The organism is Bacillus sp. 03113 (assembly GCF_006546985.1).
In the GTDB taxonomy this organism is placed as follows: Bacteria; Bacillota; Bacilli; order Bacillales; family Cytobacillaceae; genus VATK01.
Map to the genome: position 1 here is coordinate 180804 of NZ_VATK01000001.1, position 18934 is coordinate 199737.

The following is an 18934-nucleotide window of genomic DNA, read 5'->3' on the forward strand; positions in this document are numbered from 1 at the left end:
AAAATTTCTTGTTGTATAGGAAATTATAAATTGGTTGGCTGCGCATAACTTTGAAGGTCATGTATGCTTGCGCTTTTGTTCTGCAAGAGTCAGCTTAAAATGAAATCGAGGAGATTCGTGTTAAACTAAACGAGCTCCTGCTTTACTTTGCTGGCATTGACAAACGCTTCAAAGATTAACTGAGCATCATTTGATTGATCAAACATCATCTCAGGATGCCATTGAACGCCTAGTACAAAGCGAGACCCGTTCATTTCGATCGCTTCAACTACACCATCTGGAGCGGTGGCCGTAATTTCGAAACCTTTTCCTAAGTCTTTCACAGCTTGATGATGGTAGCTGTTTACTTGAATTTGATCATTTGAAAGAATTTCAAATAGCTTTGAATCCTTTTTTATATGTATTGGTTGGACGGGATGGTGCTTTGGTGAATTCACGAGATCATGTCTGTTGCTTCCTGCTATCTGTGTTTTTAAATCCTGATATAACGATCCCCCGCTTGCTACATTGATCAGCTGTACCCCGCGGCAAATTCCAAGGACAGGGATGTCCATCTTTTCAAGAACGTACTTGGATAGATCGATCTCATGTTTATCTCTTTTTGGGTCAATGGAGCCTAATTTGTGGTGAAGAGCTTCACCATAATATTGGGGATCAATGTCAGACCCGCCGGTAAAAACGATCCCATCTAATTTAGATAGAATAGTAGACAAGCTTTCAACATTTTGTGTAACAGGTAAAATGACTGGACTTCCGCCAGCGAGTTCTACAGATTTAATGTAATCATCAGGTGTTATTTGCCATTCTCTTCCGTGAGAAAATGCGAGTGATGGATTTTCATTTTTATAGGAGAAGCTTCCGCCAATGCCGATTAAAGGTTTCATTCAATGATCAATCCTTTTCTTTTAGTCTTATCATAACAGAATTTTTTGGAAGGAAGTAACATTTATTAACGTCGTCGATATGGTTTTTTTGCTTGGAAAAAGGCTGTAGAGGAATAACCTTTGCAGCCTTTTTTCTAATTTTATTCAAACCCAGCTAACGTCCATTTTTGTAAATCTTTATGAAATCCTATAGCTTTTGAGTCGCCAACCTTCACTTGTTTTGAAACGGCTACGAAATCATAGTCAGAGTAGAGGGTTAAAACAGGCATATCCTCATTCCAAATTTTTTGCAGCTCATTATAAATTTCATGTCTTTTTTCTATATTAGCTTCTGTTTTTCCAGCTTGTAATAGCTCATCTGATTTAGGATTTTGGTATTTCATAAAATTATCCTTGGCGTATAAAGTATTATCCGGGTCCATTGGCATGCTTGACCCCATCAATAATAAATCGTACTCTCCTGCACGCATCTTGGACATAATGGTTGGGAAGTCATATGTCGTTGTTTCTACATTTAATCCGATTGCTTTTAAATTTTCAGCAATAATATCTGCAGACTGTTCACGAACTTTGTTTCCGATTGGAACTATTAGCTGAAGTTTTTTACTGAAATCCCAGTTAGCTTCTTTAAGTAATTGTTTTGCTTTATTTGGATCATATGTATATTTTTTAAGCTTTTTATCTAAATACGGATTTATAGAAGTATACGGACCATCGACAATTTCGCCTTTCCCTTGCAATAGCTTATCTAGGATTGATTGACGATTAACTGCATAGGCAATGGCTTGGCGTATCTTAGGATCTGTAACCTTTTGAGTATTAAACATCATCATCTGAATATTAGTTGTTGCTTCTGTTTTCGTTTTTACATGATCAAAGCCTTCAACGGTTTTATAATCCTGAACAGCTATTTTCCCGATGCTGCCTGGAGGATTCATTAGAATTTCCCCTGATTGGAGCTGTAAAACTAGATTTGGAGAAGGCATAATTTTCACGAAAAGCTTTGAAAGCTTTGGTGACCCTAAATAGTAGTCATCATTTTTTACGTATTCAACATATTGATCTTTTTTATATTGGGAAAATTTAAACGGTCCGTTGGTTACGGTTGGATTTTGCATAAAAGGATCCTTTTGTAAATTTTCTGGAGCTACATCTTTTAATATGTGCTCAGGAAGGATCATAAACTTTGTTCCAAGCTGCTCCTTAATCATGCTGGGATCAACAGGAGTTTTTGTTTTAAATTGAATCGTTTTCTTATCAATTATTTTGATAGAAGGAATTTGGGTTACACCTTCAGGAAGCTTTCCATTTTCGTTTAGGCCTTCAATGGTCGTGAAAAAGGTTCCGATGCTTGTTGTAGTTTTTGGATTTGCGACAAGATTCATGGTAAAAGCAACATCATTTGCTGTTACAGGGGTTCCATCAGACCAGTTGGCGTTTTTTTGAATTTTGATCGTAAATGTTTGGTTGTCTTTCGAATCAAAGGATTCAGCAAGCTTAGGTGTAAATTTTAACGGAGCATCCATATCTAAAAAAGTATCAAACATGAATTTTTCTAAAAACTGAGCTGAAGAATCAGATGAGTTGATAGGATTAAAGCTTACGGGTGCGTTGACAAGTCCAATGAACATTTGATTGTTTTTATTTCCATTTGCAGATCCATCTTTTTCTGAGTCATTGTTACATGCTGCTAATAGAAATAATGACATGATCACTGTGAAAATAATAACTTTTTTGAATGATTTCATGACGATTCCCCTTATGTATTTAAGATAAAAAATGTAAAAACAAAACATAATACCGATAAGAATAGTTGGTATTTAATAGAATGTCAAGATAGAAATTATATTTTATTAAAATAATTTCTATTTGAAATATAAATAATATATTAGTTGTAATATTTAGAATTATAAGCCAATTAACAATAATAATGATATATTTATATATAATAATAGTTTTTAAATAGAAGTATATAATATTTGCAAATATTGTTTTTGTAAATTTCTTCTTTTATTGTTAAAGATCATAACATGCCAAACTGGTTTATAATAGAACCAATTTCCAGTTATTTTTTTAGTGCCAGTTGGATCGGAGGGGTGTCATGTTTTTATTTACGATTGATCGTGAAAGCAAAAAATCATTGACTCAGCAAGTTTATGAAAATATTCGAAATGGGATTTTATCAAAAGAGTTATCGGAAGGTGAAAAGCTTTCATCAACAAGGCAATTAGCTGAGCAAATTGGTGTATCTAGAAATATTGCGGTAGAAGCATATGAGCAGCTGGTAGCAGAAGGGTATCTTGAAGTGCGACCAAGTGCTGGAACCTATGTATCACAAGGCTCCTCTTTACCAATTGTACATACGAAGGTGTATGCTCCTTTTCAAGAAGTAGAAAAGAAAAAGAATACTTGCATTAATTTTCAGTCGCGGAATATGGCAATGGACTATTTTCCACGTGCTAAATGGGGGCGCCTAGCAAAAGATATATGCAGTGAAGTCCCTGAAGATGTTTTTGGATATAGCGGTTCAGAAGGTACGAAGGAGCTTAGAACCGTTCTTTCTAGATACTTGCTGCGTGCAAGAGGTGTTCGGTGTCACCCAGAGCAAATTGTCATTACATCAGGAGCAACCCAGGGATTGCATCTCATTACAGAACTGTTGTCTAATCGAAGTGATTATATTGCAGTGGAGGATCCTGTTACTGATGAAATGAGGACGATCTTTTCATACGCGGGTGCGAATATTTTGCCAATACCAATAGATGAAAAGGGGATATTGCCAGACCAATTGCCTTCTGATAAAAAGCCAAGTTTTGTCTTTGTCATACCATCGCATCAGGCTCCTTTAGGTGTAACCTTGCCTATTCAAAGGAGAATTCAATTGATTGAATATACGAGAAAAATGGATTGTTATATCGTTGAAGATGATTATGACAGTGAATTTACTTATGAAGGAAGTCCTGTTCACTCTATACAAGGGCTTGATCCTGAACGAGTGATTTATGTTGGTACTTTTAGCAAAATATTATCTCCTGCCCTGCGAATCGGGTATGTGGTCCTTCCTACACCATTGATAGAACGCTTCAGAACGCTAAAATGGTTTACAGATCGGCACACTTCTACGCTCGAGCAACTAGTGCTAGCACGTTTTATTGAGGATGGACATTTTGATCGACATGTTAGACGCGTGAAAAAGGTTTACAGGGATCGAAGAGCAGCGTTAGTTTCTTGTATTCAAGAGCATTTTCCGAATGCAAATATATTAGGGCAAGCAGCGGGTATGCATTTAGTCGTTGAAATGCCAAATGTCAAATTTACCGAAGATCTCAATAATTGGTTGAAAAAAGTAGGTGTTCTCGTCTATCCAGTGGAAAGGTATGCGCTAAACAAAGGTTTCCATGAGAGCAAAATTGTCATGGGTTATGGCGGATTGACGGAAGAAAAGATAAGGATTGGTGTTGCGAGATTAAAAGCTGGACTGGAAAGCTACAAGCAAAAGAAGTATGGCAGTGAAAAAAATGGATAAATGTTTTTACAAATTTTTTCTTCAATAAGGTTGAAAAATCTGCTTAATTATTAGATACTAATGCAGATAAAGTGAAACTTCAATCAGTGAGGGGGTTCTTTATCCCTCACGGATTGTTAGTTGAACCAATCGGGCTTTTACGGGCAGTTATCTCCCACCTAGGATTACTTGTTTAATCCCTACACCTAAATGTGGGAGTCTTACTGCCCGTTAATGCGGGATAAAAAAACTAAGGAGAGACTTAATCTTGAAGGAAATAATTGAGACCGTCATCAGTCCATGCTGTGGAAAGGTCGAAAAAATATATATTAGTGAAAATTCATACGTTTACGAATGGGAAAAACTTATGCTTATTCAGACGGAAGATAATCAAATGGTAGAAATTCAAACAGGTGTCAGCGGTCATATCTTATCATTAAACGTTAATGAGAATACAACGATAGATAGTGGAACAGAGCTATTAAAGTTAAAAGATGACTTGTATATGACTGGAACAGATTGAGTCTAAAGTAATTTTTTTGAAAAAGAAGGTCATTAATGACATTATATAGAAACGTAGAAGGATGCCAAAAACAATTTGGACATCCTTTTTTTATTGTGAACGACTGTTAAATAGGGAGTGAAATACATATGCCATATAAAATATTGCTCGTGGAAGATGATCTATCAATTAGCGAAATGGTGCAAAATTATTTGCAAAAGGAAGGTTATGAGATTAACCCTGGTTATAATGGTGAGCAAGCGTTAGAGCTATTTAGGAATCAAACCCATGACTTAATTATTCTCGATCTTATGCTTCCTAAGTTAAATGGAATCGACTTTTTAAAAATCGTAAGAGAGCGAAGCTTAATTCCCATCTTAATTCTTTCTGCAAAGGATGGGGAGGTCGATAAAGCATTAGGGTTAGGCTTTGGTGCAGATGACTATCTATCAAAACCATTTTCTCTAATTGAGCTTTCAGCTAGAGTTAAGGCTGCGATCCGCCGAGCCACTCAATACGCTTCTGCTGAAAAAAAAGATCAAGTAATAAAAATTGGTGATCTTACCTTAAATGTTGAAAGTTTTTCATTACATAGAGACATACAAGAAATCCAGCTTACATTAAAAGAGTTTCATATACTAAAGCTTTTCTTTTCAAATCCAAAGCGTGTTTTTACGAAAGCGCAAATCTACAGCTCTGTGTGGAATGAGGAGTACTTTGGCGACGAAAATGTAATTAATGTGCATATGAGAAGATTAAGAGAAAAAATAGAAGATGACCCATCCCAGCCAAAATATATACAAACGCTTTGGGGAATTGGCTATAAGCTGGGAGATTTTTAACATGTCTTATTTTTATCTTTTTATAATCCTGTCCCTATTGGTTTACATTATTTATCAAAAAATGTCTCAAATGAAACGAACAGCTGATATTCGATATATTCATGAGAAGCTTAGAGAGATAACCGAACAGCAATTTTCACAAAAGGTGCTTGTAGTAACGGATGATCGATACATAAAGGAGCTTTTGAATGAGATTAATAAGCTATTAGATTTCAATCAAGGCACAATGGCAAAATATCATAAAACAGAAAAAAGCATGAAGAGGATGCTCTCTAATTTTTCCCATGATTTGAAGACCCCATTAACGGTTGTTCTAGGTTATATTGAAACGATTATTCATGATTCTGGAATGTCTATGGAAGAAAGGGCTAATTTGCTTCTAAAGGTACATGGAAAAGCACAAGAGGTTCTACAGCTTATGAATAAATTTTTTGATTTGGCTAAGCTGGAATCAGGAGATAAAGAAATCCCTTTAAAAAGATTAAATATGAACGAAATTTGTAAAAAAAATATCCTTGCTTTTTATGACATTTTAACAGCTAAAGGGTTTGATGTCGTCATTGATGTACCCAGTTATCCTTTATATGCATTAGGAAACGAGGATGAACTGGAAAGGGTCTTTAACAACCTGATCTCAAATGCTATAACTTATGGCAGTGATGGCAAAACGGTAGGGTTGAGTTTACGCTCCGATGAAAAGTTTGTCTATGTGGATATATGGGATAAGGGAAAAGGAATCAGAGAGTATGAACAAGAACAAATTTTTGAAAGAATGTACACGCTTGAGGATTCACGGAACCAGGCATATCAAGGCAGCGGACTCGGTTTAACAATAACAAAACACCTGATTGAAAATTTGGGTGGAGGCATATTCGTTAACAGTAAGCCGTTCGAAAAAACGACCTTCACCTTTCATTTAAAAAAAATCACCTTTTAGTTTTTTTCAACGAAGAAAGTATTAATTTTTGGAAGTTAGACTGGTGTCTAGCTTAAGCGCCCAGCGACTAATGTCCACCCCACTCCTCCCTACGATAAGTCAACATCGATTCGCTAGCGCTCATCGTGTTTCCTTTATCTCAGTCGAAGTGGGGCCCAGTCCATACGTCGCTAAACAGGGCGCTTGCACTTTTCTTCCAAACTTAAGAATTTTGTAAGAAATGGGTAAGAAAAAAGAAAAAATCAAGCGTTAGTATAAATGTAATAAGAATTGAAAGGAGTTAAGATCGTGACTTACTTATTGCAAACAAATCAATTATCAAAGAACTATAAAGGAAATAGCATCGTTCAAACGGTCAATATGAAAATAAAAAAGGGAGAGATTTACGGTCTTTTAGGTCCGAACGGAGCGGGGAAAACAACGATCATGAAAATGATCACAAATTTAGTCAAGCCAACAAATGGCGAAATTGAAATTTTTGGAGAAAAGTTAACGGATACCTCTTATGAATTGTTAAAAAGAATGGGAAGCATCATTGAAAGCCCGGTGTTTTATGACAAGCTTACGGCCTATGAGAATCTGGATCTTCATTGTGAATATATGGGGTATTACGATAAAAAGATTATCAAACGTACGCTTGATCTAGTAGGCTTAAAAGACATTGATAAAAAACCAGTCAAAAAATTTTCCCTCGGAATGAAACAGCGTTTGGGGATTGCAAGAGCTATTGTAACGAAACCAGAGCTCCTTATTTTAGATGAACCGATCAATGGTCTAGACCCAGTGGGAATTAAAGAAATCAGAGAGTTATTACTCATGTTGAGCAAAGAATATAACATAACCATATTAATCTCTAGTCATATTTTAGGAGAGATTGAACAAATGGCAGATACGATCGGGGTTATCAATCACGGAAAATTAATAAAAGAGGTAACGATGGAGCATATTTTGAAAACACACTCCCAATATATTGAATTGGACACACCTGATCCAAAAAAGACGGCATTCGTAATAGAAGAAAAATTAAATCTATCAAATTATCGCGTGCTTGAAGATGGAAAGATTCGAATTTATGATGCAGATGCGGATCAACAGCATATTACGAAAACATTGATTTTAAATAATATTGACGTAAATTCTATCGTTAAGAAAACGCAATCACTTGAGGATTACTTTCTAAATTTAATAAATGGAGGCGCTGGAGTTGCTTAAGCTTATCAGTTTAGAATTGAGAAAAGTAAAAATCACTGGGTATATTAGGAATGCTTTTATTGCTATGCTTGCTATTGCTGGATTTATTACTCTTATGTATTTTGATCATACAATTAAAGACTATAAAGACGGATTTACTGCTATTGAAACATTTGTTCAAGTAACATTTACCATATTTGCAGCTGTTCTCATATCACGCTTAGTAATTGAGGAGTACAGGAGTAAAACGATTTCAACATTATTTATGTATCCAATTAATCGAAAAAAATTAATCGTTGCAAAGCTTCTTATTGTTATACTCTTTACCTTTATTGCGATTGTTCTTTCTGATATTCTTATCGCTATTTTCCTATATTTCGTTGATTCTAAGTATCATAATATTTCAGGTGAGCTTACCTTAAATCTTATTTTAAAAGAGTTATTTAAATTAGCGATAGCTGCGTTTTCTGCTGCAGGATTAAGTTTAATCTCTCTCTTTTTTGGAATGAAGAAAAAATCAACCTCTGCAACGATCGTTACAGCTGTTATTCTCGTTTCTATTACAAGTTCTAATAGTAATGGCTTCTCATTGAATTCAATTATTGCGATTCCTCTTTCACTGGCTTGCCTAGGATTGCTCATAGCTTACTTGTCATTTCGAAATATAGAAAAGGTAGATGTTGAATAATTAAGCTTTTTCTTTAATTATTCATAAAAAGATTATAGTCATTTGGCACTGCAGCCATATGACTTTCCTTTTGTATAGTGGAGGTAGAGGGTCCTGTAATCTACGTCTTAGGTCTTAGTTATAATTAAATCTCTGGTGCATTATGCAAAAAGTGGATATTTTAGTACGATAAAGACTGTAAAGAATGACAATTTTTGAGGAGGCATTTATGAAATCGATTATTCGTTTTAGTATGAAAAACACGGTCGCTTTATGTTTAATTGTTGCGATGCTGATTGGAGGTGGGATTTATTCTGTACAGAAAATGAATATTGAAAAATATCCTGGAGTCGATATTCCTTATTTAAGTGTGTTTATTTCCTATCCAGGTGCATCGCCGGAGCAGGCATCAAGGGATATTGCAGAGCCTGTTCAGAAGGAAGCCATGAATATTAAAGGAGTGAAAAATGTTTACTCCGATGCGACAGCATGGGGAGTCTGGCTTACGCTCGAATACGAAATGAGTGTAGATATGGATGATGGGGAGGATCTAGCAAGACAAGCCATCTCAAAAATAAAGCTCCCAGAAACGGCAGGGCAGCCAGAATTCATGCGCCAATCTCCTGACGGGGAAGCCGTGTATAAAGTAGGTCTCTATGCAAATGGAGATCAAAAGGATATTCAACATTTTGCTAAAACAGAAGTGGTTCCTGCTTTAGAAGGGATTGAAGGTGTAGCAGAGGTTAAGGCGGCGGGCATTGATGAAAACAAGATGAATGTCGAGCTTTTACCAGAAAAGCTAACACAATATGGATTGACACTTGATGAAGTTAAGCAAACGATCATGGCCAATCATTTATCCATCCCAACGGGTGAAGTAGCAGTTAATGATGAAGTATTACCTGTGCGTGTGAGCAAGGAACTCAGCTCAGTAGAGGACATTCAAAACATCAACCTTCTATTGCCTAATCAAACCACGGTTAAAGAAGGAGAATCGGCTCCTTCCATTCCATCAATAAAATTAAAAGAGATTGCCAATGTTACCTATGGAAATGACGAGCAAAAAAACTTTACAAGAATCAATTCTAAGCCAGCTGTGATCATCGATTTAACGGTTGAATCGGGAGAAAATACGGTTGCGATTGTAAAAGAAGCGAATAAAACCTTGAAGGAAATGGACATTCCGTCTAATTATAAGCTGGTCACTCTTTCCGATCAATCGGTATCTATTCAAGAATCGGTTTCATCAATGCTTCGTGAAGCGATATTAGGTGCATTAATGGCCATTGTTGTTACGCTGCTGTTCTTACGTAACATTCGATCAACTCTCATTGCCATTATTTCAATACCGCTTTCCATCCTTTCCTCATTTTTACTGTTAAAAATGCTGGGGTACACATTAAACATTATGACACTAGCAGGGATCGCGGTAGCGGTTGGTCGAGTCGTAGATGACTCCATTGTTGTCATTGAAAATGTATTCCGTAGAGTGAGTGCTTCAAAAAATCGTGATCATAAGCTCGTCGAAGAGTCGACAAGAGAAGTGGCAAATGCGATTACATCATCAACCATTACGACAGTTGCCGTCTTTTTGCCAATGGCTTTCGTACCGGGAATTGTGGGAAGATTCTTTGCACCGCTTGCATGGACAGTTGTTATTTCGCTATTGTTCTCTTTACTGACAGCAATCACGATTGTTCCTTTGTTATCCAGAATCTTTTTACTAAAAGTGAAACCGAAGGAACATAAGGAAAACGGGCTGCAAAAAGGATACCGAAAGGCGTTGGCATGGGCTCTTTCTCATCGAGCGTTGACATTAATTATTGCGGTACTATTATTAGCTACAAGTATCGTGACGATTGCGCCAAGACTGGGAACAACCTTTTTACCACAAGAAGAATCACTTGAGTACCGAACCTCTATTTCCATGGAGCAAGGAATTGGGGCAGAGAAGACCAATGAACTCGCTAGTCAGGTAGAAAATATTTTAATAAATAGAAAAGAGGTTAAGCAAATTGCAACCTCTGTAGAGGAAGGATCCGCATCTGTTTCTTTTGAGATGAAGGATTCAGTGAAAGACGCTAAAAAATTAGAGAAAGAGCTGCGTGATGAATTTAAGAGCATAAAAGGTGCAAAGGAAATCACTTTAACTAGCACTGGGGATATGACTGGTGGAGGTCAATCTTACTTACAAATCATCGTGAATGGTCCAAATATTGAAGATATAAAAGCAGGCAGCGAGCAAATGACTCAAACGCTTAAAAAAATTAATGGATTAGCGGATGTCAGCACAAGTCTTGAAGGAGAAAAGCCTGAAATCAATATGGATTTAGATGAGCAAAAGCTTATCGATCATGGTTTCATGCCGGGAATGGTCGCTCAAAGCCTTCGCAGCCTTATTACGGGTGATACCGTGACGGAGCTTGAGATGGATGGAGATAAAACCGACTTGCAATTAAAGCTTCAATTAGACGATGTTCATTCTATTGAAACGCTTGGTGAGCAAAAAATAAAGAATCCATTAGGTCAAGAGGTTGCCTTAAAGGAGCTTGGGACTCTTGAAAAAGTAAAAAATAGAATATCAATTAGTTACTTAAATGGTAAAGAATATGTGATGCTGCAAGCAGCGATTACAGATTCTAATACAGGAGAAGTAAGTAATAAAGCGAATGCCGCGCTTGAAAAATTAGATTTGCCGAATGGAGTGTCCTGGTATAAAGAAGGTGCTTCGGCTGCGATGGATGAAGGCTTTAAAAACATGACGATTGCAATTGCAGTTAGTATTCTACTCGTCTATATGGTCATGGTCATCGCTTTTGGAGAAGGAAAGGCACCATTTGTGATCTTATTTGCCATTCCATTCTCACTAATTGGAGCTTTAGTTGGGTTGTTCGTTGTAAAAGAGCCAATTGGTATGCCAGCTATGATCGGAATTATGATGTTAAATGGAATCGTAGTGACCAATGCGATTGTGCTGCTCGATCGTGTAAAGCAAAACGAAAAGCTAGGTTTGAATATCCATGAAGCATTGCTTGAAGCAGGAGCTGTCCGAATTCGTCCAATCCTTATGACAGCGATCGCAACGGTTGGGGCTCTTATCCCAATGGCTGTTTCCAGTCATGCTGGACTTGTTTCTCGATCATTAGCTGTTGTTGTTATTGGAGGATTGACAACATCAACAATTCTAACGTTAATTATTATTCCGGTTCTTTACAGCTTGTTTCATCCGAAACGAAAGAGCAAACGTAATGAAAAAAGCGAGCATGAGGTTGCATAAATATTTACAGCAGAGTTGAAAGTTCATCAGCAGGGGAGGTAGCTTCCCTGCTGATGAACTTCCACTAAAAATTGTTAAATTAATTCTTGACACTAAAATACTATGCTGACATAGTATCATAAAATCATATCGTTTTATTCTATATATACTTAGGAATTGGCCTAAGCGTTTCTATCCTGTGAGCTTAAATTACAGATTTTCCGAACGAGAAAGCCCACTCCTTCAGGCGTGGGATGAAAGTGAGATCGGATACATAGTAACATAAAGATCAAAGGTTTATGGTGCTTCAAGTATCTGAAAATATACAGGCAGCTGATAAGAGTGTTCCTCTTGTCTTTTTTATTTCTAAAATTATATAATAATAGAAACAAACGTTCGGAAGGAGGTTATACATTGGGGACCTATCATAAAGGATTTAAATTTCGTCTATATCCTACAACTGAACAAGCGACTCAAATTAAAAAAACGATAGGTTGTTGTCGGTTTTCATTTAATTTGGCATTAGCTAAACAAAAAGAAAAAGATCTATTGTGGTGGATCACAGAAGAAATGTTTCAAAATGGACAACTTCTTTCAAATGAATGGAAAGGTACAAGATTTAGTGCTAATGCTTCTATGAAAGATAGCACTGAGTTTAAGAAAAACACTCCGTGGTTAAAAGAAGTTGATTCGACAGCCATCCAAAACTCTATTCAAAATTTAGGAGATGCTTATCAAGCTTATTATAAAAAAGAAAAAGGAAGACCAAAATTTAAATCAAAGAAAAATGAAATTCAGTCCTATACATCTAAATGCAATTATAACAAAGGAGTAGGAACTATTCGCATTGTAGATGAAAACTTTATCATTCTACCAAAGGTAGGGAAAGTCCGTTTTGCTAAATCAAAAGAAATAAAAGGTAGAATTATTAACGCCACTGTTCGAAGAACACCAGAAGGTAAGTATTTTGTCTCTGTTTTGTCTGAAGTCAAAACAGAGCCTACTCAAATAAGTGCGTTTCAAACAGGGATAGATCTTGGTTTAAAAAAATTTGCTACCCTTTCAGATGGATCTGTGATTCATAATCCTAAACATTTTTATCAACTTGAAGAAAAAATGAAAAAAGAACAGAAAATTCTTTCAAGAAGAGTGATCGGAAGTCGAAACTGGTATAAACAAAAGATAAAAGTAGCAAAAGTTCACGAAAAAATAGCCAACACTAGAGAAGATTTTTTGCAAAAAATAACGACAATGCTGGTGAATGAAAACCAAGTCATTTGCATTGAAGATATTAAGGTGAAAAATCTATTGAAAAATGGAAATCTAGCAAAAGCGATTTCCGATGTATCGTGGTCAGAATTTAGAAGAATGCTAACTTATAAATGTGATTGGTACAACAAAACACTTCTGGTTATTGGATCTAATTATGCATCTTCTCAAATTTGTCACAATTGTGGTTATAAAAACAAATCCGTTAAAAATTTAGCTTTGCGAGAATGGGCGTGTCCGAATTGTCAAGAAATACACGACCGGGACCATAATGCATCTAAAAATATCTTGGCCGAAGGGTTGAGATTACTTTCTGAAATGAACCAACCTCAAGTAGCGTAAATGTCATTTCTAACCGTGGGGCACACGGGGATAGCCTAATGAGAATCGCTAGAGATTAGATTCTCTTTGCAAACCGAAGGTTTGTAGGACATAGGAAAACTCACAGCAGATAGAATGTGTGAAAGAAAACTCTATCTAACGAGCTTTTGGGATAAAGAATCCCACTGCTTCAGCTGTGGGAGGAGCCAAAGGACTATGAGTGAAAATATCTCCAGATTCTTCTACTTTTACTTCTTGGAATGAAAGGGAATAATTGATGTACATAATGTTTGTTTCAAAGCATTATGACAGAAGGGGTTTTTACCCAGGTGGACCATTTTCGCTTTTAGAAAAGAGTGAAGGTGATTAGCCTGGGTTTTTTTGCAGTCTCAGTGATAAAAACCTTGATGTTAAGCGGTTCATGCAACTTCGTATAAAAAACAAGATAGAAATAGTGTTAAATAATCTGACAAATTAATAGACATTTTAACCATTTATTTCTAGAATGAGATCTTAGGTGTAGATTTAAAGGTCTGACATCTGATATCAGAGGACCTTTGAGGAAGATTTGGTTTAAAAAGGATAAGCAGGATGAAAATGATACAACCTAAGATAGTTATGGTAGCTTAAAATCCTTTTAATTAGAAATTTATGTATTAATCTTTAGGAGGAAAGAAGATGAAAAAAAGAGTAGGTTTAGCGTTGTCTTTATTATTAGCAGCAAGTACGGTACTAGGAGCTTGTGGAGCGGAGGAAGGTTCAAAGGAAAGCGGTAAGACATCTGATTTTAAAGTTGGAATGGTTACGGACGAAGGCGGTATTGATGACAAATCCTTTAACCAATCTGCATGGGAAGGCATTACGAAGTTTGGAAAAGAAAACAATCTTGATGAGGGCAAAGGCTTTAAATATTTGCAGTCGACTGCTCAAGCAGAATACGAACCTAACGTAACGAAATTTGCAGAAGCCGGTTATAACTTAACTTATGGAATCGGCTTTAAGCTGGAAGATACGATACAAAAAGCAGCTGGTCAATACCCTGATTCTCACTTTGCGTTAGTGGACAGCCTATTGTTAGATGAAAAATTCCAACCTGTTTCAATGGATAATGTTGTTACACTTACTTTCCAAGAAGAGCAAGGATCTTTCCTAGCAGGTGCAGTAGCAGCAAAGCATTCTAAATCGAATAAAATTGGTTTTGTTGGCGGCATTAATTCACCGTTAATCAAAAAATTTGAAAATGGCTTTAAAGCGGGAGCGAAAGCTGTTAATCCAAATGTAGAAGTACTTGCGCAGTATGCTGAAAGTTTTTCTGCTCCAGATAAAGGAGCAACAATCGCATCTACTATGTACGATAAAGGTGCTGATATCATTTATATCGCAGCAGGTGGTACAGGGAACGGAGTATTTACTGAAGCAAAAAATCGTAAGAAAAAAGGACAAGACGTTTGGGTCATTGGGGTTGACCGTGATCAACACGAAGAAGGAATGCCGGAAAATGTAACATTAACGTCCATGGTTAAACGTGTAGATATCGCTACATATGAAACTACAAAGCAAGCGATGGAAGGAAAATTTCCAGGTGGAAAAGATGTTGTGTTCGGTCTTAAAGAAGATGGAATTAAGCTTGCAAAAGGAAATCTGAGCGACGAAGAAATGAAGCTTGCAGATGAATGGAAGGCAAAAATTTTAAGTGGCGAAGTGAAAGTACCGAAAACAGATGAAGAATTTAAAAGCTTTTCTGTAAAATAAAGGCTTTATAAAGGAATCAGGTGAAGTGGATCCTTCACCTGATAATTCTTATTGTCATTACTCGGAAATCTAAATAGTCTTAATTTTTTGATAAAAAAGGTCGCTCTTCACTTGAGAGCGACCCATCCATGTTCTGACGATATTTAAGTGGAAGAAACAGAGTGGGGTTTGTGCACCTATTAAATTGTTTTGCTGCAACTACTAATGCGGTTTTTAGAAAACCTATAAGGAGTGAATAGGTTGGAATATGTAATTGAAATGCTCAATATACGTAAGGAGTTTCCAGGTATTGTTGCGAATGATAACATTACGCTTCAAGTAAAAAAAGGTGAAATTCACGCTTTGCTTGGGGAGAATGGAGCTGGAAAGTCTACGTTAATGAATATCTTGTTCGGCCTTTATCAACCAGATAAAGGGGATATAAAAGTCAAAGGCCACAAAGTCAAAATAACAAACCCGAATGTAGCAAATAAACTAGGGATTGGCATGGTTCATCAGCACTTTATGCTCGTTCAAAACTTTACGGTAACAGAAAATATCATTTTAGGGAATGAGCCTACTAAAGGCGGGAAAGTAAACATAAAGGAAGCAGCGAAAAACATTCAAGAAATCTCAGAGAAATATGGACTAGCTGTTGATCCATTTGCCAAAATTGAAGATTTATCTGTAGGTGTTCAGCAGCGAGTGGAAATATTGAAAATATTGTATCAAGGTGCCGATATCTTAATTTTTGATGAACCGACAGCCGCCTTAACACCTCAAGAAATTGCGGAATTAATTAAAATCATGAAGCGTTTGGTGCATGAAGGTAAGTCGATCATCTTGATAACACATAAGCTTAAGGAAATTATGTCTGTATGTGATCAATGTACCGTAATTCGGAAGGGAACAGGAATCAAAACGGTAAAGGTGGCAGACACCAATCCTAATGAGCTAGCTTCTTTAATGGTTGGACGTGAGGTGCTTTTTCAAACAGATAAAAAGGAGGCAGCTCCAAAAGAGAATGTTCTCACTGTCGATCAATTAGTGGTTAAGGATGTCCGTGGAGTTGAAGTGGTAAAAGGGTTAAACTTAAAGATCCGTGCTGGAGAAATCGTTGGCATTGCAGGCGTTGACGGAAATGGACAGACGGAACTGATTGAGGCCATTACAGGGCTGAGGAAGTCAACATCAGGTTCAATCCAATTGCGTGGAAAAGAAATATCATCTATGAAGACAAGGAAAATTACGGAATCAGGTGTTGGGCATATACCGCAGGATCGTCATAAGCATGGACTTGTGCTTGATTATACAATTGGGGACAATATCGTCTTGCAAACATATTATAAGCCTCCATTTTCTAAGTCAGGCATTTTAAATCAAAAAAAAATAGATGAAAAAGCAAAAGCATTAATTAAAGAATTTGATGTACGTACGCCAAGTGACTATACTCCGGCTAGAGCGCTATCTGGAGGAAATCAGCAGAAGGCGATTATCGCAAGGGAAGTTGATCGGAGTCCTGATCTGCTTATTGCCGCGCAGCCAACAAGAGGTTTAGACGTTGGTGCGATAGAATTCATTCATGCAAAGCTGATTGATGAACGTGATAAAGGAAAGGCAGTTTTGCTTGTGTCAATGGAGCTAGAAGAAATATTAAATCTAAGCGACCGCATTGCTGTCATATACGAAGGGCAAATTATTGATATTGTGAATCCGAAGGAAACGAATGAACAAGAGTTAGGTTTCCTTATGGCGGGAGGAAAGCGGGAAAAGGCTGGTGAAGGAAGATGATGCAAGGAACAAAAAAAGAATCCTTTTTAACTATTTTAGTTCCCATTTTAGCTGCGGTGCTTGGATTAGTAGCCGGAGCAATGGTCATGCTGATCGGCGGCTATGACCCTTTTACAGGCTACAGTGCCTTATTAGATGGGATGATTGGCAGTCCAAAAGCGATTGGAGAAACCATTCGTGCGATGACTCCGCTTATTTTAGCAGGGATCGCGGTTGCTTTTGCCTTTAAGGCAGGTTTGTTTAACATAGGTGTAGAGGGACAGCTATTAGTTGGCTGGATGGCATCTGTATGGGTAGGATATGCAATGGATCTTCCTAAATTCATCCATCTTCCTGTCGCCATTATTGTGGCTGCTTTAGCGGGAGCAGTTTGGGGCTGGATTCCTGGCTTTTTAAAGGCCCGTTATAAAGTTCATGAGGTTATTGTGACCATCATGATGAACTATATTGCGTTGAATGGAACAAGCTGGGTCATTAAAAGCTTTTTATATGCTGGCAATGAAAAGTCTTTTGATATTAAAGCTACAGCTTCATTAGCTTCTCCTTTTCTTTCATTAATAACAGGGAACTCGAGACTTCATTACGGAATTATTATTGCCATTATTGCTGCCATCATTATGTGGTTTTTCTTAAATAAAACAACAAGGGGCTATGAAATTCGAGCTGTAGGCTTTAATCAAAATGCTTCTGAATATGCAGGGATGAATGTGAAGAAAAACATTATGCTGGCAATGGCTATATCTGGAGCCTTTGCAGGATTGGCAGGAGCAATGGAAGGTCTAGGAACCTTTCAAAATATGTCTAGCTTATCGGCCTTTACAGGGACAGGCTTTGATGGAATTGCCGTTGCGTTGTTAGGAGCTGGTCATCCAATCGGTATTATTTTAGCGGCTGCCTTATTTGGCGGATTAAACACAGCCGCACCAGCTATGAACTTTGTGGCGGATGTTCCAGCAGAGCTTGTTAAAATCGTCATTGCCTTTATTATTTTCTTTGTAGCTGCCAGCTATTTAATTCGCTTGTTTTTAGGCCGCTTCGTCAAGGAGGGGAAATAGTTGAATTTCATTGATATATTAGCCATCATTATCCCTACCGCCTTATATTCAGCAGCACCACTAGTCTTTACAGCATTAGGCGGATTATTTAGTGAGCGATCAGGTGTCGTCAATATTGCTCTAGAAGGGTTTATGCTATTCGGAGCCTTTACGAGTATTGCTTTTACCTTACTTTTTCAAGATACATTAGGTGCGGCAGCGCCATGGATTTCAATCATAGTCGCAGCGGTCGTTTGTGCCGTGTTTTCACTTTTACATGCGGTCGCTAGCATTTCCTTAAAAGCAAACCAAGTGGTCAGTGGGGTAGCCTTAAACTTCCTAGCGGCGGGTCTTTCCGTTTTCTTAATTAAGAAGATTTTTGGGAAGGGTCAGACGGATTTCATTGATTTTCGTATTAATAAAATGGATGTGCCTTTTCTTTCAGATATCCCAATCATAGGAAGGATTTTCTTTTCATCTGTTCCCCTTACCTCTTATATTGCAATAGGATTGGCCTTTGCTGTTTGGTATGTTGTGTATAAAACGCCATTTGGCCTCAGACTTCGGGCAGTCGGTGAGCACCCAATGGCAGCTGATACGATGGGTGTTCGTGTGAACAAAATGCGTTATATAAGTGTTATGATATCTGGAGCGTTTGCCGGAGTGGGGGGAGCTGTTTATGCGGCATCCATTTCTGGAAATTTCTCAGGAGGAACGATTTCTGGGCAAGGGTTTTTAGCACTGGCAGCCTTGATTTTTGGAAAGTGGCATCCAATTGGAGCGATGGGAGCAGCCTTATTTTTCGGATTCGCTCAATCATTAGGGATTATTGGGGCGCAGCTTCCTGTCATACAAGATATACCTGCCATTCTTCTAACGATTGCTCCATATGTCTTAACGATTTTAGCACTAACTGGATTTGTCGGTCGTGCAGATGCACCAAAGGCTTTAGGTATTCCTTATGAAAAAGGGAAACGGTAGTGTTTATATAGAATTTAGAAGAA

The 18934-nt window shown here is 37.3% G+C and carries 14 protein-coding genes; 12 read left to right on the top strand and 2 right to left on the bottom strand.

Translation table 11 applies throughout. From position 1 onward, the window contains the following. Nucleotides 1-125: 125 nt before the first annotated feature. Nucleotides 126-884, bottom strand: coding sequence for a gamma-glutamyl-gamma-aminobutyrate hydrolase family protein (locus FDO66_RS02525; RefSeq protein WP_141430835.1), 759 nt, complete (start codon nt 882-884; stop codon nt 126-128). Between the two features lie 140 nt (nt 885-1024). Continuing rightward, nucleotides 1025-2632: an ABC transporter substrate-binding protein gene (locus FDO66_RS02530; RefSeq protein ID WP_141430836.1), complete on the bottom strand. Its 1608-nt coding sequence runs from the start codon at nt 2630-2632 to the stop codon at nt 1025-1027. Between the two features lie 353 nt (nt 2633-2985). On the opposite strand from FDO66_RS02530, the gene pdxR reads away from it, so the two are divergent. From pdxR to FDO66_RS02590, 12 genes are all read left to right on the top strand, one after another. Continuing rightward, nucleotides 2986-4410 (top strand): MocR-like pyridoxine biosynthesis transcription factor PdxR, encoded by a 1425-nt coding sequence (pdxR, locus tag FDO66_RS02535; protein ID WP_141430837.1) that lies wholly within the window; start codon nt 2986-2988, stop codon nt 4408-4410. 247 nt (nt 4411-4657) lie between these two features. Beyond that, nucleotides 4658-4912 carry a biotin/lipoyl-containing protein gene (locus FDO66_RS02540; protein WP_141430838.1) on the top strand — a complete coding sequence of 85 codons (255 nt, stop codon included), beginning with the start codon at nt 4658-4660 and terminating at the stop codon, nt 4910-4912. A 128-nt stretch (nt 4913-5040) separates the two neighbouring features. Then, a complete protein-coding gene (locus FDO66_RS02545) occupies nt 5041-5733 on the top strand; it encodes a response regulator transcription factor (RefSeq protein WP_141430839.1) in 693 nt (230 codons plus the stop codon). A gap of 1 nt (nt 5734) precedes the next feature. Beyond that, entirely contained in the window at nt 5735-6670 is a 936-nt protein-coding gene (locus tag FDO66_RS02550; protein ID WP_141430840.1) for a sensor histidine kinase, read from the top strand. 288 nt (nt 6671-6958) lie between these two features. Beyond that, the gene (locus FDO66_RS02555) at nt 6959-7882 is read left to right on the top strand and encodes an ABC transporter ATP-binding protein (RefSeq protein WP_141430841.1); all 924 of its coding nucleotides are present in this window, start codon (nt 6959-6961) and stop codon (nt 7880-7882) included. Beyond that, on the top strand, nt 7875-8549 hold the full coding sequence (locus tag FDO66_RS02560; protein ID WP_141430842.1) for an ABC transporter permease: 675 nt from the start codon (nt 7875-7877) through the stop codon (nt 8547-8549). Before FDO66_RS02555 ends, FDO66_RS02560 begins: the two co-directional genes overlap by 8 nt. Nucleotides 8550-8757: 208 nt before the next feature. Then, the gene (locus tag FDO66_RS02565; RefSeq protein WP_181444416.1) at nt 8758-11805 is read left to right on the top strand and encodes an efflux RND transporter permease subunit; all 3048 of its coding nucleotides are present in this window, start codon (nt 8758-8760) and stop codon (nt 11803-11805) included. Nucleotides 11806-12198: 393 nt separating this feature from the next. Further along, nucleotides 12199-13395, top strand: coding sequence for an IS200/IS605 family element RNA-guided endonuclease TnpB (gene tnpB / locus FDO66_RS02570; protein WP_141430844.1), 1197 nt, complete (start codon nt 12199-12201; stop codon nt 13393-13395). Nucleotides 13396-14052: 657 nt separating this feature from the next. After that, nucleotides 14053-15126 carry a BMP family lipoprotein gene (locus FDO66_RS02575; RefSeq protein ID WP_141430845.1) on the top strand — a complete coding sequence of 358 codons (1074 nt, stop codon included), beginning with the start codon at nt 14053-14055 and terminating at the stop codon, nt 15124-15126. A gap of 240 nt (nt 15127-15366) precedes the next feature. Next, entirely contained in the window at nt 15367-16896 is a 1530-nt protein-coding gene (locus FDO66_RS02580) for an ABC transporter ATP-binding protein (RefSeq protein WP_141430846.1), read from the top strand. Then, complete coding sequence (locus tag FDO66_RS02585; RefSeq protein WP_258535538.1) at nt 16893-17951, top strand: ABC transporter permease; 1059 nt, start codon at nt 16893-16895, stop codon at nt 17949-17951. Before FDO66_RS02580 ends, FDO66_RS02585 begins: the two co-directional genes overlap by 4 nt. Next, the gene (locus tag FDO66_RS02590) at nt 17952-18911 is read left to right on the top strand and encodes an ABC transporter permease (RefSeq protein WP_141430847.1); all 960 of its coding nucleotides are present in this window, start codon (nt 17952-17954) and stop codon (nt 18909-18911) included. It abuts the gene before it with no gap. The last annotated feature ends 23 nt before the right edge of the window (nt 18912-18934 follow it).